The 18,724-nt window shown below is 65.8% G+C and carries 18 protein-coding genes and 2 pseudogenes; 5 read left to right on the plus strand and 15 right to left on the minus strand.

The features are described 5' to 3' along the window. Positions 1–178 (minus strand): annotated as a pseudogene (locus E4K65_RS48730) (IS110 family transposase); the annotation flags it as partial. Positions 179–296: 118 nt separating this feature from the next. Here E4K65_RS48730 and E4K65_RS17340 point away from each other — a divergent pair. Next, positions 297–1,190 (plus strand): annotated as a pseudogene (locus E4K65_RS17340) (ComEC/Rec2 family competence protein); the annotation flags it as partial. A gap of 9 nt (positions 1,191–1,199) precedes the next feature. On the opposite strand, the gene E4K65_RS17345 reads toward E4K65_RS17340, so the two are convergent. The 9 genes from E4K65_RS17345 to E4K65_RS47280 form a co-directional block, all read right to left on the minus strand. Next, complete coding sequence (locus E4K65_RS17345) at positions 1,200–2,141, minus strand: GAF domain-containing protein (RefSeq protein WP_135175213.1); 942 nt, start codon at positions 2,139–2,141, stop codon at positions 1,200–1,202. 221 nt (positions 2,142–2,362) lie between these two features. Continuing rightward, the gene (locus E4K65_RS47270; protein ID WP_167770886.1) at positions 2,363–2,797 is read right to left on the minus strand and encodes a hypothetical protein; all 435 of its coding nucleotides are present in this window, start codon (positions 2,795–2,797) and stop codon (positions 2,363–2,365) included. Positions 2,798–2,990: 193 nt separating this feature from the next. Next, positions 2,991–3,194 (minus strand): hypothetical protein, encoded by a 204-nt coding sequence (locus E4K65_RS47275; protein WP_167770887.1) that lies wholly within the window; start codon positions 3,192–3,194, stop codon positions 2,991–2,993. Positions 3,195–3,372: 178 nt separating this feature from the next. Beyond that, positions 3,373–4,074, minus strand: a complete 702-nt coding sequence (gene lexA / locus E4K65_RS17360; protein WP_135175214.1) for a transcriptional repressor LexA — start codon at positions 4,072–4,074, stop codon at positions 3,373–3,375. 175 nt (positions 4,075–4,249) lie between these two features. Then, a complete protein-coding gene (locus E4K65_RS17365) occupies positions 4,250–5,461 on the minus strand; it encodes a molybdopterin molybdotransferase MoeA (RefSeq protein ID WP_135175215.1) in 1,212 nt (403 codons plus the stop codon). A 227-nt stretch (positions 5,462–5,688) separates the two neighbouring features. After that, positions 5,689–5,895, minus strand: a complete 207-nt coding sequence (locus E4K65_RS17370) for a hypothetical protein (RefSeq protein ID WP_135175216.1) — start codon at positions 5,893–5,895, stop codon at positions 5,689–5,691. 167 nt (positions 5,896–6,062) lie between these two features. Further along, entirely contained in the window at positions 6,063–6,689 is a 627-nt protein-coding gene (locus E4K65_RS17375; RefSeq protein WP_027545814.1) for an HAD family hydrolase, read from the minus strand. Between the two features lie 14 nt (positions 6,690–6,703). After that, complete coding sequence (locus E4K65_RS17380; protein ID WP_135175217.1) at positions 6,704–7,837, minus strand: alpha-hydroxy acid oxidase; 1,134 nt, start codon at positions 7,835–7,837, stop codon at positions 6,704–6,706. Between the two features lie 177 nt (positions 7,838–8,014). Then, positions 8,015–8,158: a hypothetical protein gene (locus E4K65_RS47280; protein ID WP_167770884.1), complete on the minus strand. Its 144-nt coding sequence runs from the start codon at positions 8,156–8,158 to the stop codon at positions 8,015–8,017. On the opposite strand from E4K65_RS47280, the gene E4K65_RS17385 reads away from it, so the two are divergent. Next, entirely contained in the window at positions 8,145–9,482 is a 1,338-nt protein-coding gene (locus tag E4K65_RS17385) for a S41 family peptidase (RefSeq protein ID WP_135175218.1), read from the plus strand. The two genes, E4K65_RS47280 and E4K65_RS17385, sit on opposite strands and share 14 nt — an antisense overlap. A 112-nt stretch (positions 9,483–9,594) precedes the next feature. Here the strand turns inward: E4K65_RS17385 and E4K65_RS17390 are convergent, their stop codons facing one another. Beyond that, on the minus strand, positions 9,595–12,315 hold the full coding sequence (locus E4K65_RS17390; RefSeq protein WP_167770924.1) for a bifunctional diguanylate cyclase/phosphodiesterase: 2,721 nt from the start codon (positions 12,313–12,315) through the stop codon (positions 9,595–9,597). Between the two features lie 308 nt (positions 12,316–12,623). On the opposite strand from E4K65_RS17390, the gene E4K65_RS17395 reads away from it, so the two are divergent. Then, positions 12,624–12,788 (plus strand): Flp family type IVb pilin, encoded by a 165-nt coding sequence (locus tag E4K65_RS17395; protein WP_135175220.1) that lies wholly within the window; start codon positions 12,624–12,626, stop codon positions 12,786–12,788. Positions 12,789–12,799: 11 nt separating this feature from the next. Here E4K65_RS17395 and moaC read toward each other — a convergent pair whose 3' ends face one another. The 4 genes from moaC to E4K65_RS17415 are packed head-to-tail and all read right to left on the minus strand — an operon-like array spanning position 12,800 to position 17,090. Beyond that, a complete protein-coding gene (gene moaC, locus E4K65_RS17400; RefSeq protein WP_135175221.1) occupies positions 12,800–13,333 on the minus strand; it encodes a cyclic pyranopterin monophosphate synthase MoaC in 534 nt (177 codons plus the stop codon). Position 13,334: 1 nt separating this feature from the next. Then, the gene (gene trpC / locus E4K65_RS17405; protein WP_135175222.1) at positions 13,335–14,156 is read right to left on the minus strand and encodes an indole-3-glycerol phosphate synthase TrpC; all 822 of its coding nucleotides are present in this window, start codon (positions 14,154–14,156) and stop codon (positions 13,335–13,337) included. A 7-nt stretch (positions 14,157–14,163) separates the two neighbouring features. Continuing rightward, on the minus strand, positions 14,164–15,177 hold the full coding sequence (trpD, locus tag E4K65_RS17410) for an anthranilate phosphoribosyltransferase (protein ID WP_135175223.1): 1,014 nt from the start codon (positions 15,175–15,177) through the stop codon (positions 14,164–14,166). Positions 15,178–15,191: 14 nt separating this feature from the next. Then, positions 15,192–17,090, minus strand: coding sequence for a SurA N-terminal domain-containing protein (locus E4K65_RS17415; protein ID WP_135175224.1), 1,899 nt, complete (start codon positions 17,088–17,090; stop codon positions 15,192–15,194). Positions 17,091–17,314: 224 nt separating this feature from the next. Here E4K65_RS17415 and tpiA point away from each other — a divergent pair, with 224 nt between their 5' ends. After that, on the plus strand, positions 17,315–18,070 hold the full coding sequence (gene tpiA, locus E4K65_RS17420) for a triose-phosphate isomerase (protein WP_135175225.1): 756 nt from the start codon (positions 17,315–17,317) through the stop codon (positions 18,068–18,070). A gap of 140 nt (positions 18,071–18,210) precedes the next feature. Beyond that, positions 18,211–18,597 (plus strand): preprotein translocase subunit SecG, encoded by a 387-nt coding sequence (gene secG, locus E4K65_RS17425; protein ID WP_135175226.1) that lies wholly within the window; start codon positions 18,211–18,213, stop codon positions 18,595–18,597. Positions 18,598–18,724 lie beyond the last annotated feature (127 nt).

Here is an 18,724-nt window from a genome sequence, read left to right on the forward strand (position 1 = left end):
ACAGCGGCCCAGCCTCCAGCCCGATCCGCTTCACTGCAAAGCCAAGCGTCTCGAAAAATTCAACCAAGGCGTTGGGTTCGCTCGTGACCTTCGCTTCCTTCAGGATTTTACCTTGGGCATCCACAACGCATACGCTCGACAGTTCCAATGACACGTCAATTCCGGCATAGTTCTCCACGGCTGTCCTCCGTCTCCAGATGCTTGGGGCCGACTCAAGTCGTGACCCCGTTTCATCATCTATCGGGGGACAGCCACCATCATCACCCCTTGCTCGGAGCCGGGCCCATTACCGCATCTATGCCGCCTTCCATTTCCATCGCGTCACGCCCTACGGCGTGCTCGCCAATCTCGGCGCGATGCCGGTGGTCTCTGCACTGGTGATGCCTGCGGGACTGCTCGGATTGCTCGCGGCGCCGTTCGGGCTCGACGCCGTGTTCTGGTGGCTGATGGGGATCGGCATCGACTGGATGGTCGCGGTCTCGCGCTGGGTGGCCGCGCTGCCGGGTGCGGTCGGCCGCATCCCGGCTTTCGGCATTGCCCCGCTGATCGCGGCCAGCCTGGGGATCATCGCAATGGGCCTGCTGCGCACGCCCTTGCGCTGGTCCGGCGCGCTGGTGCTGCTGGTGGCGATCCTCTGGGGACTGTCGGGGCGGCAGCCGGATATCCTGATCGCCGGGGACGGCCAGAGCGTCGCGGTGCGGGGCAGGGACGGGCGCCTGCAAATGATCCGGGCCAGCAAGGACGGCTTTTCGCTGAAGGAGTGGCTCGCTGCCGACGCCGATCCGCGCGATGCCGCCAGTCCCTCGCTCGCCGCCGGCGTGTCGTGCGACGAGGCCGGCTGCGTGACGCCGCTCGCCGACGGGCGCCTGGTCGCGCTGGCCATGCGCATCGACGCGCTGGCGGACGATTGCAGCCGCGCCGCGCTGGTGGTGACGCCGCGGCCGGCGCCACCGGATTGTGTGGCGATGGTGGTCGACCGGCAGCGTCTCGCCGCGCAAGGCGCGCTCGCGCTGACACGGCGCGGCGACGGCTTTGCGGTTCAGGCGGTGAAGGCGAGAGGCACCGACCGTCCGTGGTCGCCGGCGACCGCCGGCGAGGGCGATTTCGGCGCGAGCCTCGCGCCGCAGGCGCCGGCTCCCCGCACCCGGGACGCGACACCATCCGAGGCGGACATGCAGGCTGAGGATTGATCGGACGGGCTACAGGTACCAGGCCAGCACGGCGTCGAGCCCGGCGGCCCCGATCACCGGCAGGGCCACCATCTGGCTCAGTCCAGACGCGCGGGCCTCTGCGGCCGCGGCTGAGGCGTCATGCGCGAGATCGTCGTTGAGTGCGGGCATGCCGGTGGCCCAGGCTCCGCCGATGCTGCCGTTGCCCCTGGCGATGGATTTGTCCGCGTAGAGCGCGGCAAGGTCGGTCTGCGCGCTGCAATCGGCGGCGCGAAAGACCAGTGCCGAACGGGCCTCGTTCGGCACCCAGATCTCGAAGCGTCGCGCAATGGGCGTCGCCTGCGCGGAGAGAAATGTCAGCACCCAGGTCTGGTCGATGCCGGTCCGATAGGGCACGCCGACGCCGAGATTGATGCCGACTTCGGCTGCGTCTTCCCAGCGCAGAAAACTCCTGGCGTTGTGCAGGTCCTTGATGATCAGGGGCAGGCCCGCTTTCCAGGTGCGTCCGGGCAGGCCAAAGCCGCGGGGAAACCTGGTGTGGCGGGAGTTGAATTCGAACATGTCGGCGGTGCCATAGTAGCCGTCGACGAGCCCCATCTCGTGGGAGATATCGGGATCATTGTGCCAGAGCTCGATCGCGCCGACATGCGCCTCGTCGTCGCCGCAGAACAGCACCATGACGGCCTGCAAGAATTCGCCTGAGAACACCGGCACCGCTACGCCGCAGGTGAGGCCGGCCGCGAGCGCCTGATCGGTCCGCTTGAAATAGGAGTTGGCGAATTTGGTGAGGATCACGGGATGGCCGCTGGCCCAGGCCTTGCCGGGAAGGCCCTCGTCGTATCCGAAGCGCAAGTTCTCGCTCACGGCCTTGAACGCGGACAGCCCTTCGCCATAGAGGCCGCCGCCGAATTCCAGCCGCATGCGCGTCCGGTCCGGCACCCAGAGTTCAACGACGCGAATGAAGGTTTTCATCGACCATGTCCGCCGCCTCAAGCCAATGACAGCATCGGCGATCTGGCCGCGGAGCGGACGTTCAAAATTCAGGCAGGGCCGCGCAAACTTCGTGCGACGGGGAGGCGCGGGGGGATCTGGGCGGATTGGATTCTCGGGACGCAAACCGCACCACGTCGCCGGCCACGGCCGGCGATGGCGATTTCGATCCTGGCCCCGACCCGTGAGCCGGGGGAGCTGCCTCAGCCGATCGGCAGGCGGGTGATGGTCGGCCGACCATCGGCGATGACCTGCGGCTTGTGCTCGCGCTCGCCGACGGGCTGGGTCACTGGCAACTGCAGCACGGTCGCGCGCTGGCCCTCGACGAGCTGCGTCACCAGTACATATTTGCCGTCGGGGAATTCGATCGCGTCGTGATGGCGATCGGGAATGTGCGGATCGATCTTGCCGAACTTGCCGACGCGGGAGTTGATGGTGCGCGTCCAGATCCAGCGATTGTCGTAGCGGACGTTGTCGGCGAAGGCGAGCTCCGTCCCGGGCAGCAGGCAGACCGCGACGGACATGTCGGCTTCAGAGGCGAAGCCGCGCGTCGAGGTGCCTCGGAAAGTGGTCGTGACGATCGTCTCGCCGACTTCTGCGGGACGCGTCGCGACGGCATGCAGGCTGTAGTCACACATCGGGTGCTCCTCATTCAGGGATAGCGACCCGCGCCTCCTTCGGAGGCACTAGCCCCTATCAGAGTGGAAGCATGTTAGCGTCTTCTCGGTTGTAGGCAAATCTGCGGCTTGGGTCCGCAGGCTGCCATCACAATATCTTTTTCAAATGCATGAGGAACAAAGTCCGCTCCTGTGCATTTGGCGTGCGTCTCCATCAGCGACCAGCAGGTGCCGACCAGCCCGGATAGTGCCAGGCGGGTTGCGACGGCTGCGCGACGGCGTTGCGGGCATTGCGCAATTGCTCGCTCGTCGTCGTCTGCGCTGCCTTGCGGACGTGGTGTGACTGTGCGGCGAAGGCTTGCGACGCCGATGCTGCGATCAGCGCCATCGTGACGGCGCTCAAAACGATCTTGCGCATGATGGTCTCCTCGATCTCCAGCGCCGCGAAGCGATGATGGCTTCGTGCGGCGTGGCCGAGGATGTACCGCCGGAGAGGGGCCGGATAATCTGTGCAAAACCAGAAAGACTATCCAGCCGGAGCGGACAATCGTCCGCTCCAATCGTCAACGCGCGGGGCGCCAACCGGCGGAGCGCGCTCAGTACTTGCGGTACAGGCCGATCAGCTTGCCCTGAATCTTCACCCGGTTGGGCGGCAGGATGCGGACCTCATAGGCCGCATTGGCGGGCTCGAGCGCGATCGAGGCACCGCGGCGGCGGAAGCGCTTCAGCGTCGCTTCCTCGTCGTCGATCAGCGCCACCACGATGTCCCCGGTATCGGCGCTCTCGTTGCGCTGGATCAGCGCCATGTCGCCGTCGAGGATGCCGGCTTCGACCATCGAGTCGCCGCGCACTTCGAGCGCGTAGTGTTCGCCCGCCCCGAGCATGTCGGGCGGTACGCTGATGGTGTGGCTGCGGGTCTGCAGCGCTTCGATCGGCGTGCCGGCCGCGATGCGGCCCATCACCGGCACCGCGACGGGGCGCTCGCCCTCGTCCGCGGACGCGCTGGAGCTCGCTCGCACCTTGCCGAGATTGCCCTCGATGACGCTCGGCGTGAAGCCACGCCGGTTGCCGGCGGCGGCCTGGAGCTCGGGCAGCTTGATCACCTCGATCGCGCGGGCCCGGTTGGGCAGACGCCGGATGAAGCCGCGCTCCTCCAGTGCGGTGATCAGGCGATGGATGCCTGACTTCGAGCGCAGGTCGAGCGCGTCCTTCATCTCGTCGAAGGAGGGCGGCACGCCGCTTTCCTTCAGACGCTCACTGATGAATCGCAGAAGCTCGTATTGTTTGCGCGTTAACATCTCGACCAAATCCCCCGGTTGATGTCGTTCGATTCCGAGACGGTGAATTCAGCGGCGAGCCGCTAGATGCTCGAAACAAATCATGAACGGACACTATATGTTCGATATGTGTTCCGCAACTGCTTAATTTACCGTGAACGCGACAAAGTTCGCGGAACGCGCATGACCTGCGGGTTCAGGCGGGCAGTCGCAGCACCTCGCATGGCGTGCCGGCCTCGGCCTTGGGAGCGAACGGCGCGCGCACGAGAAGTGCCTGTGCCGCAGCGAGATTCGCAAGCAGTGAGGAATCCTGATGACTGACGGGAAGTGCGACAAGCGTGCCGTCGTCGCGCCGCTCCAGGCGTGCGCGCAGATAATCTTCGCGCTGGTCATTGGCACCGACGTCGCGGCCGAGCACGGCGCGCTCGCGATGATGATGAATCACCGCGCGGCCCGACAGAGCGCGAATCAGCGGCACCATGAACAGGAAGGCGCACACATAGGACGACACGGGATTGCCGGGCAGGCCGATCACGCCCATCGCTCCTAACCGGCCGTGCATCATCGGCTTGCCCGGCCGCATCGCGATCTTCCAGAACGCCATCGCGATGCCTTCGTCCCTCAGCGCCTGCTGGACCAGATCGTGGTCGCCGACCGAGGCGCCGCCGGTCGTAATCAGGATATCGGCCCCGCTCTCGCGGGCCCGGCGGATGCCGGCGGTGGTGGCCTCCAGCGTATCAGCGGCAATACCGAGGTCGATGGTATCTGCGCCCTCCTGGCGGGCGAGCGCGTGCAGGGCGTAGCCGTTGGAATAGACGATCTGGCCGGGACCCGGGGTGGTGCCCGGCATCACCAGCTCGTCGCCGGTGGCGAGGATCGCGACCTTCGGACGGCGGCGGACGGGGAGGTGCGGGTGATTCATCCCGGCGGCGAGTGCGAGGTCGCGCTCGGTGAGCCGGGTTCCCATGCGCAGGAGCACGTCGCCCTCGCGGAAGTCGACGCCGGCGGGGCGGATGTGCCGACCGGCGATGGCGGCTTCCTTGATCGTGATGCGCTTGCCCTCGGCGACCGTGTCCTCCTGGATCACGACGGCGTCCGCGCCAGCGGGAACGACGCCGCCGGTGAAGATTCGCACCGCTTCGCCGGCGCCGACTACTCCCGCGAACGGCCGGCCCGCCGCGACCTCGCCGATCACGGTGAGCTGTGCGTCGACCTTGGCCGCATCAGCCGCGCGCACGGCGTAACCATCCATCGCCGACATCGCCTCCGGCGGCTGGGTACGCCGCGCCGCGACGTCGCGCGCGAGCACGTGGTGGTAGGCTTCGTCGAGTGGAATCATCTCTTCAGGCAGCGGCTTCACGCCGGCCAGCACCGCGGCGAGCGCGTCAGAAACCGGCATCAAGGCCACGGGGAAGACTCCTGCTGGGCACGTTCGGGCGAATGAACGCGGAACGTTCTATCCGAGTGCGGGCGCAGAGGCAAAACAGCGACGAAGCGGGATAATTCATCCTGTCGTCGGCCGCCCTTCTATGGAGAGCGCCAAGTGCGGCGCGGCATAGTCCGGACGATCAGAAAGACCGGTACGAGTGTGGCCATGGCAAAGACGACAATGACGAGAGCCACGGCCAGCATCGGTCAACGACCGGTTTGCTGGTCCGGACGGGCGGCCGGCGCCACGTCGGGAGCTTTGGGGCCTTGATCCTTGTCGGGTAGCGGATCGGCCTGGGATTTCAGGTCGGCGGCCTTGCTGATCAGCTTGGCGGAGAGGTCAGAATCCGACGTTGTTCTGGCGAATTCGAGCAGAAGAGAGGCTTGTTTGGTGAGGTAGCTCTTGCCCAACACGATGATGCGTCCGTCCGTAGAAGTCCCAACGGACTCAAGAGTCCGGAAGCGGGCATTCCGTTCCCGGAACTCTGTATAAAAATGTACAAAGCGATTTGGTTCCTGATCTCGGGCCAGATCGGTTCCGGGGAACTCCCCGGTTTCACCCGCCGGCCGATGCGCCTCGATCAGATTCCCAGCGCTTTGAGCGCATCGCCGACATCGCGGGGCGAGGTCACATGCACCGCCGTCAATCCGCGCGCCCGCGCGCCCTCGACGTTTTCGGCGAGGTCGTCGAAGAACACGATCCGCCTGGCGGGCACGCCGATGGCCGCCACGACATGATCGAAAGCCGCCGCGTCCGGCTTGCGCAGGCCGATGCTGGACGACAGGTAAAGCTCGCGGAAATGGCCGAGCAGGCCGGCATATTCCTTTGAGAAATGGTCGACATGCGGCCGGTTGGTGTTGGAGAAGGCGTAGAGCGGCATCCGCTTCGCCGCGCGCGGCAACAGCTCCGCGATATCAGGCATCTCGCCCGCGAAGATCGCGTTCCAGCCCTCGAGGAATTGCGCATCCGAGATGCCTATCCCGAGCGAGGCGCGCAGCGAGGCGAAATAGTCCTCGTCGCTGATCTTGCCCACCTCGTGCAGCCGATAGGCCTCGCTGTCGCGCACATAGCGGGCAACGATCGCCTCCGGCTTGCAGCCGGCATGCCCCGCCCAGCAGGCGATCGCCTTGGAGAAATCGATGTCGAGCACGACGCGCCCGAGATCGAACAAAAGCGCATCCGCGCTGCCGGGAGAGAGCGAGGTCATTGCATCCTTTCAGATCAGTATCGGTAAGGTTCGTGGTCGAACAGCGGGAACGCGCTGAACACGCTCGGCGCATTCGTTGCAGTTGCCTGATGCAGGCAGGACTTGTTGACCTCGGCGAACGAGGTGGCGCCCAACAGGCCGAGGCAGCGCAGCACCTCGTCCTCCAGAAGCTCCAGCATCCGCGTCACGCCGGCTTCGCCGGCCGCCGCCAGCGCCCAGCATTGCAACCGGCCGATGCCGACGAGGTCCGCGCCCGCCGCGATCGCCTTGACGATGTCGGTGCCGCGGCCGAAGCCGCCATCGACCATGATCTTGGCGCGGCCCTTCACGGCCTCGACGATTTCAGGCAGCACATGCATGGCGCCGCGGCCGTGATCGAGCTGGCGGCCGCCATGGTTGGAGACATAGATCCATTCGACGCCGTGATCGATCGCGATCAGCGCGTCCTCGGCGGTGGCGATACCCTTGAGGATCAGCGGAATCTTGAACTTGTCCTTGATCATCTTCACGGTCCGCCACTCCAGGCCCTTCTGGAATTCGCCGCCGGTGGCGCGCAGGCGGCTCTCGCGAACGTAGCGCTTGGCGATGTCACGTTCGCGACGGCTGTAATGGGCGGTGTCGACGGTCAGGCAGAAGGCGGCGTAGCCGTGCTTCTCGGCCCGGCTGACGACATCGGCGACGTAGGCGTCGTCGCCGCGCACATAGAGCTGGAACAGGCGTAGCGCATCGGGAGCGGCCTCGGCGGTCTTCTCCAGGCCGGGCTCGGACACCGAGCTCAGCATGTGCGCCGCACCGAAGGTGCCGGCGGCACGGGCGACGCTCGCGGCGCCATCCGGGTCGAAGATCTCGAGCGCGCCGACCGGCGCGAGCACCACCGGCAGGCGCATCCTGCGGCCGAACTGCTCGACGGAGCCATCGACCTTGCGCACGTCGCGCAGCACGCGCGGGCGGAAGGCGATCTCGTCCAGCGCCATCCGGTTGCGGCGCATCGTGGTCTCGGTCTCGGCGGCGCCGACGATATAGTCCCAGGCATTCTGGTTGAGGTTGGCGCGCGCCTTCCTGATGAATTCGTGCAGATTCTGGAACGGCTCGCTGCTGGCGCCGAGTTCGACGTTCCTTTCCGGCCGGATGCGGGGTGCTTCGTTCATTATTATCCTCCCGAGAATTTGAAGCCTTGTTTCATCGCCTAACCCGTCCGGGTCTCCAAAACCATCCTAAAATCGCATAGCTGCGAGGCGTGGGTCGGTCGACCGGTTGCGGCATTGCGCGAAACGGTTTCGGAACGTTGCCAAAAGTTTAGGTCCGGGCGAAGGGATTTTTACGGTCTAGGCGCCGGCGTGGCCGCCCGGCCTTGAAGAAACCAGAATGGTATTGTGAGAAGCGAGCTGGATCGCCATCTGCATGGCGCCTCCCAAGCCCCAAGAGAACCGCCAAAGCAAAAAGGCCAGCCTATCCATGCGGAAATCCATGCTGTTCCCCCTGGGCGCGCTCACCGGAGCGTGTTTGACTCTTCTGGTAGCCAGTCCGCACGGCGGCGTGTGGGCGGCACGGGCGGCAGCGAGTGCGGATGATGCCTATTCCCAGCTCAACTTGTTCGGCGAAGTCTTCGAGCGCGTGAAGGCGAGCTATGTCGAGAAGCCCGACAATGCCAAGCTGATCGAAGGCGCGATCACCGGCATGGTGACCTCGCTCGATCCGCATTCGCGCTACATGAACGACAAGGCCTGGACCGAGATGCAGGAGACCACCTCCGGCGAGTTCGGCGGGCTCGGCATCGAGGTCACGATGGAGGAGGGGCTGGTCAAGGTTGTCTCGCCGATCGACGACACGCCGGCGTCCAAGGCCGGCATCATGTCCGGCGACCTCATCAGCAAGATCGATGGCGATGCCGTGCAGGGCATGACGCTCGAGCAGGCCGTCAACAAGATGAAGGGCCCGGTCGACACCAAGACCAAGCTCACCATCGTGCGCAAGGGCGCCGACGCGCCGCTCGACATTGCGATCACGCGCGAGATCATCCATGTGCGGCCCGTCCGCTTCCACGTCGAGAACGGCGACATCGGCTATATCCGCGTCACCTCGTTCAACGAGCAGACCACCGACGGCCTGAAGAAGGCGATCGCGGCAATCTCCAGGGAGATCCCGCAGGAGAAGCTCGCGGGCTATGTGATGGACCTGCGCAACAATCCGGGCGGCTTGCTCGACCAGGCCGTGTCGGTGTCGAGCGCGTTCCTTCAGCGCGGCGAGGTGGTCTCGACCCGCGGCCGCAATCCGGAGGAAACCCAGCGCTTCACCGCGCACGGCGGCGATCTCACCAAGGGCAAGCCGCTGGTGATCCTGGTCAACGGCGGCTCGGCTTCGGCCTCCGAGATTGTGGCCGGCGCACTGCATGACCACAAGCGGGCCACGATCATCGGCACGCGCTCGTTCGGCAAGGGCTCGGTGCAGACCATCATTCCGCTCGGCGCCGGTAATGGCGCGCTGGCGCTGACCACGGCGCGCTACTACACGCCGTCGGGCCGCTCGATCCAGGCCCAGGGCATTGCGCCCGATATCGAGATCCTCCAGGACGTGCCGCCCGAGCTGAAGGGCCGGATGGATACCATGGCGGAGTCCCAGATGCGCGGCCATCTGTCGGCCTCCGACGGCACCGAGCAGACCGGATCGCAGTCCTACGTCCCGCCGGAAGAGAAGGACGACAAGGCCCTGCATGCGGCCTACGACTTCCTGCACGGCGTCACCGCGAATGCGGTCGCCGCGAAGCCCGCGCCGAAGGCTGCGGTGCCGAACTGAACGTCGCGACGCCAAGATATCGCCCGGGAGTGGATGACCGCTCCCGGGCGATTTCATTTTGGGACCTCGCGTCAGCTCGTTGCTGCCTTTCGATTGAGGTGAAGGCGGAGGACTAACCCGCCTCGCGGCGGCGGCTCTCGTTGCCGTCGCGCTGGGCGAGGCGGCTGCGATGGAGCGCGAACAGCTCCAGCACCTTGTCGGCCGGCTTAGCGGCGCTGAACAGATAGCCCTGCATCTCGGAGCAGCCGAGCGTGCGGAGCAGGCGCCGCTGCTCCTCGGTCTCGACGCCCTCGGCGGTGGTGGTCATGCGGCGGGCGGCCGCAAGGTTGACGACGGCCTGGACGATGCTGGCGGAGCCGTCGGGGCCGGCGATATCGTTGACGAAGCAGCGGTCGATCTTGATCTTGTCGAAGGGGAAGCGGTGGAGGTAGCTCAGCGAGGAGTAGCCGGTGCCGAAATCGTCGAGCGCGATGTGCACGCCGATGGCACGGAGCTGGTGCAGGATCGCCAGCGCGGTGTCGTCGTCGCGGATCAGCACCGCCTCGGTGATCTCGAGCTCGAGCCGGCTCGCCGGCAGGTTGGAGGCGGCGAGCGCCGCCATGATCTTCAGCGCCAGCGTGCCGCTCTTGAACTGCACCGGCGAGACGTTGACGGCGAGACGGATGTCGTCGGGCCATGTGGCCGCGTCGCGGCAGGCGGTCGCCAGCACCCATTCGCCGATCTCGTTGATCAGGCCGGTATCCTCCGCGATCGGGATGAACTCGGCCGGCGAGACCATGCCGCGCTCTGGGTGGCGCCAGCGCACCAGTGCCTCGCAGCCGGTGATGCGATCGTCCTTCAGGCCGAGGCAGGGCTGGTAATAGACCTCGAGGCCGTCATCGGCGATGGCGTGGCGCAGGTCGATCTCGAGCTGCCGCCGCTCGCGGACCTTGGCGTCCATCTCCGGCTCGAAGAAGCGATAGGTGCGGCGTCCGGCGGATTTGGCGGCGTACATCGCCATGTCCGCATTCTTCAGGAGCTGGTCCAGCGCGGTCCCGTGCCCCGGCGCCAGCGCGATGCCGATGCTGGCGTCGGTGGTGAGGTGGTGGCCCATGCAGTCGAAGGGTGCGCGGATGGACTCGAAAACCCGGGCGACGAGATCGTTGACCTGGTCCGGCGACGTCACTGCGCTCTGCACGATGGCAAATTCGTCGCCGCCGAGCCGCGCCACGAAATCCGCCGGGCCCGCGCAGCGGCTGAGGCTCGTTGCGACCGATTTCAGGAGCTCGTCGCCAACGAGGTGGCCGAGCGCGTCGTTGACGCCCTTGAACTCGTCGATGTCGATGTAATGCACCGCGATCTCTTCGCCGTCGGCGATGGCGGCCAGCTCCTGCCGCAGATGCTCGTGGAACATGGCGCGGTTGGGCAGGTCGGTCAGCGCGTCGTAATGGGCGAGGTGGGTGATGCGCTCCTCGATGCGCCGGCGCTCGGTGATGTCCTCGTGCGTCGCCACCCAGCCGCCGTCCGCGAGCGGTTCGTTGAGGATGTGGATCGAGCGCCCGTCGGCGGTGTCGACCACCATGGAGCTGCGCGCGTGGACGTCCCCCAGCACGCGCGCGACATAGTTGTCGACGTCGCCGGTGAACGAGCCGGTCGCCCTGCGGTGGGCGATGATGTCGTGGAAGCTGGAGCCGGGCTTCACCACCTCGGGTGATAGGCCGTACATCTCGATATAGCGTTGGTTGCACACCACGAGACGCTGCTCGGCGTCGAACAGTAGCAGGCCCTGGGTCATGTTGTTGACGGCGCGGTCGAGGCGCTGCTTTTCCAGCATCAGCCGTTCCCGCGAGCGGCGGTGCTGCTCCAGAAGCTTGCGCACGATCGCGATCAGCACGCCGGCGATGGCGAGCGCGGAAGCGGCGGCGACCGAGATCAGGATGCCGATCTGCTCGCGCCAATCCGTCAGGGCCGCCGCGCGCGTCGCGGTGGCCATCATCAGGATCGGGAAGTGGGGCAGGGCATGCGAGGAGATCATGCGGTCCTCGCCATCGACGGGGCTGATGAAGCGTCCGGTAAAATGGTCGAGGCTGAAGACTCTCTGTTGCGCGAACGGGCCATTCCTGAAGTTCCGCCCCATCAATTCGCCGGAATGCGGGTAGCGGGCGAGCAGCGTGCCGTCACGATGCAGCATCGAGATGGTCGCGCCCTCGCCGAGCACGACGGACTCGAAGAACTTCTCGAAATTGGCCGGCTCGATGCCGCGTCCGACCACGCCCATGAACTCGCCGTTCGGGCCGACGATCTTGCGGACGATCAGGATGGTCCATGCGCCCGAAATGCGGCTATGCACCGGCTCGATCAGGACGTCGGGCGCATTGGGGGCGTATCGGAAGGTGCGGAAATAGGCGCGATCGGCGACGTTGACCTTCGGAGCCGGCCACGCCATCGACGAGTTGATCAGATTGCCTTCGGCATCGATGACGTTGACGCCGCCCATGTAGGGAAGCGCCTCGATCTTCGAGCGCAGCAGACGGTGGATGTCCTGGCCGGAAAGGCGCTTGCGATAGTCTTCCGCGCTGGCAATGCCGATCGCGTGGACGTGGTCGACGAAATCCTTCTGGATGACCGCGAAATCCTGCAATTGCTGATCGAAATGATGAGCGAGCATCAGCACGGTGTTTTCGAGCTCGCGGCCGGAGTTGCGCAGCGCGCGCTCGCGGAAGTTCTGCGCCATCAGGACCGCGCCGACGGCGATAGCGGCGATCAGCAGCGTGCCGCCCACGACCAGCCAGCGGATCGGTCCGCTGCGCACGAAGGCCTGGTCAAAGAGGCGACTGCCGTATTTCGTCATCATGTGGATCGTTGCCGCACACACGCCAGGATCAATTCCTGATCCTCAAAACATCCGTCGGTTTACGGGAACGGTGTGGAGGCGAAGTTAGGAAGCGCGGTTAATGCGACATGAACGTCCACACGCAAAAGCAATCGATACGAGGCTGGACGTGCAGAAATTGCCGCAAGGTTCCTGCGATGCCGATCAATTCCTGCCGGTCATGCGCCGATCAACCAAGGCTTAACCATCTAACATGCTGACGCTCCTCAAGGCGGCATTGGCACGTAATTTGCGAACACGCATGCCAACGAGACAGTGAGGACATGACGATGAAAAACACGTTGAAGAACTTCCTCGCCGACGAGCGCGGCGCGACCGCGATCGAATACGGCCTGATTGCAGCCGGCATCGCGCTTGCGATCATCACCGTCGTGAACGGCATGGGCAGCAAGCTCAACACCAAATTCAGCTCGATCAGCACGTCGCTGAAGTGAGAACCACGCGCTCAGGCGCGGTAATGGCCGGACTTGCCGCCGAGCTTCTCGACGAGATGGATGCCCTCGATGCGCACGCCGCGCTCGACCGCCTTGATCATGTCGTAGATGGTGAGGCAGGCGACGGACACGGCCGTGAGCGCCTCCATCTCGACGCCGGTCGGGCCCGTCACCTTCACGCTGGCACGGACGAGGCAGCCCGGCAGCTTTGCGTCGGGCTCGATATCGACCGTGACCTTCGACAGCGCGAGCGGATGGCAGAGTGGGATCAGCTCCGAGGTGCGCTTGGCGGCCATGATGCCGGCGATGCGCGCGGTGCCGAGCACGTCGCCCTTCTTGGCGTTGCCCGAGACAATGAGATCAAGCGTCGCCGTGGTCATGAGGACGCGGCCTTCCGCGACCGCAAGCCGTTCGGTCGCGGGCTTGTCCGAGACGTCCACCATCCGCGCCTCGCCGGAGGCGCCGATATGGGTGAGGGCAGGGCCGGCCTTGGTCTTGGCAGCTTTGGTCTTGGTGGGCCTTGTCTTGGCCGGCTTGCGCGCCATGTCAGCGCGTACCGGTCGCGCGGCCCGTCGTCTCGCGCGCGAGCAGCGTACGCGTGGCGGCGGTCACATCGGTCTGCCGCATCAGGCTCTCGCCGACCAGGAAGGTCGACATGCCGACGCGCTCGAGCCGGGCGAGGTCGGCAGGCGTGAAGATGCCGCTCTCGCCGACCATCAGCCGGTCCCCGGGGATCAGCGGCGCCAATGCTTCGCTGGTCGCGAGCGTGGTCTCGAAGGTGCGCAGGTTCCGATTGTTGACGCCGATCATCGGCGAGCGAAGCTTGAGCGCGCGGTCGAGCTCGGCGCGGTCGTGGATCTCGATCAGCACATCCATGCCATGGGCGATAGCCGTGTCTTCCAGGTCCCTGGCGGTGGCGTCGTCGAGCGCGGCCATGATGATCAGGATGCAGTCGGCGCCATGCGCGCGGGCTTCGACCACCTGATAGACGTCGAACATGAAGTCCTTGCGCAGCACCGGCAGCGACGTCGCCGCGCGCGCGGCCACCATGAAGTCGAGATGGCCCTGGAACGACGGCGTGTCCGTCAGCACCGAGAGGCAGGCGGCGCCGCCGGCCTCATAGGCCTTGGCAAGCTCTGGCGGATCGAAATCGGCGCGGATCAGCCCCTTCGACGGCGAGGCCTTCTTGACCTCGGCGATCAGCGCGAAGTCGCCGCCGGCATGCTTGGCCTTGATGGCGCACAGGAAGCCGCGCGGTGCGGCCTGCGCCTTGGCCCTTGCTTCGACAACGGAGAACGGCTGCGCGCGCTTGGCAGCCGCGATCTCTTCGCGCTTGTACGTCTCGATCTTGGTCAGGATGTCCGACATGTCAGGCTCAGCCGTTGGAGACCGCGATCAGATGCTTCAGCCGTGCATTGGCCGCGCCGCTATCGAGCGATTTTGCGCCAATCGCGACGCCCTCCTTGAGGTCCTTGGCCCGCCCGGCCACGATCAGCGCGGCGGCAGCGTTCATCAGCGCCACGTCGCGGTAAGCGCTCGGCTTGCCGTTGAGCACGCTTTGCAGCGCAATCGCATTGGCGTCGGCATCTCCTCCCTTGAGCGCACCGGGCTCGCAGCGCGGCAGCCCCGCTTCCTCCGGCGTCACCTCGAAATTCCTGATCTCGCCATTGTGGAGCGAGGACACGAAAGTCGGGCCGGTGAGGGTGATTTCGTCGAGGCCGTCGGAGCCGTGCACCACCCAGGCGGATTCAGAGCCGAGGTTCTTGAGCACCTGCGCCAGCGGTTGCACCCACTGCCGCGAGAACACGCCGACCATCTGCCGCTTCACGCCGGCCGGATTGGACAACGGGCCGAGCAAATTGAAGATCGTGCGGGTGGCGAGCTCGACCCGGGTCGGGCCGACATTCTTCATGGCGGGATGATGGGCAGGGGCGAACATGAAGCCGATGCCGCATTCGCGCACGCAGCGCCCGACCTGCTCCGGCCTGAGGTCGATCCTCACCCCGAGCGAAGTCAGCACATCGGCAGCGCCGGAGCGCGAGGACAGAGCGCGGTTGCCGTGCTTGGCCACCGGCACGCCGGCGCCCGAGACGATGAAGGAGGCGCAGGTCGAGACGTTGACCGAGCCGGAGCCGTCGCCGCCGGTGCCGACGATGTCGATGGCGTCGGGCGGTGCAGTCACGGTCAGCATCTTGGAGCGCATCGCCGCGACTGCGCCGGTGATCTCGTCCACGGTCTCGCCGCGCACCCGCAGCGCCATCAGCAGGCCGCCCATCTGCGAGGGCGTGGCTTCGCCCGACATCATGGCGTCGAAGGCGGAAGCCGCTTCGTCACGCGACAGGCTGGCGCCGGTCGCCACTTTTCCAATGATCGATTTCAGGTCGTCCATCGCGTGCTTTCAACTCACTGGTTCGCGCCGGTCACCTGCGCGAAGGCGGCCTGATTAATGGTGGTCCCGATGTCGGTTTCAAGCTTGTTGACGTAGGCCGCGACCTGCTCCTCGGTCTGCGCCCGGTCGAGGCTGTCTTTCAGCTTCTTGACCGCGTCGGAGGCGGCGTCGACCGCGGGATCGATGATGTCGGTGACGCGGAAGACGATCACTTCGCTGCCGCCGCTCACGGGCGTCTGTCCAACGCCGTCCTTGGCGGTGCGGAAGGCGGCCGCCACGACGGTGCCGGGCACGCCGGCGGGCGAGTCGTCGCGCTTCAAACCGGTCGCGGTCTCGACCTTGGCGCCGATCGCTGCGGCTGCATCGGCAAGCTTGCCGCCTGTTTCGAGCTTCTGCACCATCTCGGTCGCCTTGGCCTTCAGCTTGATCGCGATCTGGTCCTGGCGCCAGCGGGCCTCGACCTGGTCGCGGACCTCGTCGAGATTGCGATCGCGCGAGGGCGTGATGGCGAGCACGTCGTACCAGACATAGCCGCCCTTGAACGAGATCGCGTCGTTGTCGACGCCGACGTCGGTGTTGAAGGCCTGCGACACCACGTCGAGGCCCTGCGGGACGTTGGCGACCGGCTGGCCGTTCGGGGCGCGGCCGGAACGGTCGACGGCGTCGATGGTCACGGCGGTGAGGCCGAGCTTCTGCGCCGCGTCGATCACGCTGGAGCCGCCGCCGCGTTCGTCTTCCATCTTGTCGCGGAGATCGGCGACCTTGACGCGCGCGCGCTCGGTCGCGATCTCGCGCTTGATGTCGCCGACGAGGCTGGCGTAGTTCGCCTCGACGCCCGGCTCGATCTTGTCGACCTTGACGATCGCGGTGCCGAGACGGCCCTGGATCGGCTGGCTGATCTCGCCCGCGGCAAGCGCGAAGGCGGCGTCGCCCACCGCCGGGTCGAGCGACGATTTGGTCACGAGCCCGAGATCGACGTCGGAGGCGCTCAGTCCGCGCTCCTTGCCGAGATCTTCGAACGACATTCCGCCGGCGAGGCGCTCGCGTGCGGTCTGCGCCTCGGCCGCGTTGGGGAACACGATCTGGTGGATCTGGCGCTTCTCCGGCGTGCCGAGCCGGTCCTTGCGCTGTTCGAACACCTTCTTCGCGTCCTCGTCGGAGACTTCGGTCCATTTGCCGATCTCTTCCGGCGAGATCACGACGAAGGCAATCTTGCGATATTCGGGCGCGCGGAACTGGACCTTGTGATCCTCGAAATAGGTGGCGAGCGCCTCGGGCGAGGGCGCATCGATGGTGCCTGCCTGGGCCGCGTCGAGCCTGACGAACTCGATGGCGCGCTGCTCGTTCTGGAAACGCGTCAGCACGTCGATCATCGCCTTCGGCGGCTCGAGGCCGGCGCCGATCGTGCCGGTGATCTGCCGGCGCAGCGACACCTTGCGCTGCTCGGAGACGTAGCGCTGCTCGGTATAGCCGAAATTGCGGATCACGGCCTGGAAGCGGTTCGGATCGAAGCTGCCGCCGACGCCCTTGAAGTTGGGGTCGTTCATGATGACCTGGCGGATCTGGTCGTCGGACTGGCCGAGCCCGAGCCGGCGCGCCTCTTCGTCGAGGGCTGCTTCCGCGATCGTCTGCTGCAGCACCTGACGGTCGAGCCCGAAGGCGCGGGCCTGATCAGGCGTCAGCGGACGGCCGAACTGGCGGCTGATCTGTTGCAGGCGGTCGGTATAGATCTGGCGGAACTCGTTCAGCGAAATCTCGGTGCGGCCGATCTTGGCCACCGTGGACTGCCCGAAGCCCTTGAAGATGTCGGCGATGCCCCAAATGCCGAAACTGACGATCAACACACCCATCACCACGGCCATAATGGTCTTGCCGAGCCAGTTTGATGAGGCCTTGCGCATTCCTCGAAGCATTTGGTCCAACTTGTTTGGTCAGGAGGGGAACGGGAGCGCGTCTTAATGCAGATTCCGCAACAGCGCGTCACCAAATTGATCAATCATCATAAAGTGGCGGCTTTCCCCCCGCAACCTCAGGTCACGTGGCCTCACGAAGCTGCGGTTAAAAGCCCTTAGGTCTCTGGAACTGCCGCAGCGGCTCTGCTAGCGCATGCACAAACCTCATTTTGCTGGAAATTGACATGACCGACGCCATCCGACCGCTGATCGCCGGCAACTGGAAAATGAACGGGCTGAAGGCCTCCGTTGCCGAATTCGACGCCATGCTCAATGGCGCGGCAGAGGTGGCCGCCAAAGCCGATCTGCTGGTCTGCCCGCCGGTGACCCTGATCGCGGCCTTTGCCGACAAGGCGCGCGGCAAGAAGGTCGCAGTGGGGGCCCAGGATTGCCACCCCAAGGCCTCCGGCGCCCATACCGGCGACATCGCCGCCGAAATGCTGGCGGATGCGGGTGCGACCGCCATCATCGTTGGCCATTCCGAGCGCCGCGCCGACCATGGCGAGGGCGATGCTTTGGTGCGGCAAAAGGCGGAAGCCGCCTGGCGGGCCGGGGTGACGGCGATCGTCTGCATCGGCGAGACGCAAGCCCAGCGCGATGCCGGCCAGACCCTGGACATCCTGCGTGGCCAGCTCGACGGCTCGCTGCCGGACGGTTCTACCGCGGCCAACCTCGTCGTCGCCTATGAGCCAGTCTGGGCCATCGGCACAGGCCTGACCCCCACGGCCCAGGATGTCGAGCAGATTCATGGGTTTATCCGGGAATTCCTGACCTCCCGGTTTAGGGCGGACGGCGCCAAGATGCGGATCCTCTATGGCGGCTCGGTCAAGCCGTCGAACGCGGCCGAGCTGATGGCCGTGAAGAACGTCAACGGGGCGCTGGTCGGTGGCGCCAGCCTCAAGGCGGCCGATTTCCTTGCGATCGCCAAGGGCTGTCCCTAGCTAAACCAAACCGTTGGTCGGGACCCGATCGGGGGTGGCAATGCCGTTTCCGATCGTGTAACACCGCGCAACTTCAGGAAAACCCGCGAAGCGCGATCGGCCGCCGTCTCGGCGCTGTCGGCTTGTGACGGAAGGGCACTATGCAGACTGTTGTCATCGTCATCCATCTCATGATCGTCGCCGTCATGATCGGCGCCGTCCTGCTCCAGAAGTCGGAAGGCGGCGGCCTCGGCATGGGCGGAGGCGCGGGCTTCATGTCGAGCCGCGGCACCGCGAATCTTTTGTCGCGGACGACTGCGATCCTCGCCGCCGGCTTCTTCCTGACCAGCCTGTTCCTGTCCTGGTACGCCGGATACAACCGCGCGCCTTCATCGATCATTGGCCAGCCGGCATCGCAGGGCCAGCCGGCCGGCGGATCGCCGATTGCGCCGCCGACCTCGGGCGGCATCCTGGATTCGCTGAAGAAGGCCGACGAGCAGCAGCAGGCCCCGGCCCCGAGCGGCCCGCAGGTACCTCGTTCGCAATAAAGCAGGGGGGCCATGCAGCGCGGCTTCTACCGTTCTGCATCAACAATCCCCATCAAGGCACTGTCACCACTCTTCGTTCCGGTTCACCCACAGGCCCGCAAAATCTTTGGGGCGGAATACGAATCGC

It is taken from the genome of Bradyrhizobium niftali (genome assembly GCF_004571025.1).
Classification (GTDB): Bacteria; Pseudomonadota; Alphaproteobacteria; order Rhizobiales; family Xanthobacteraceae; genus Bradyrhizobium; species Bradyrhizobium niftali.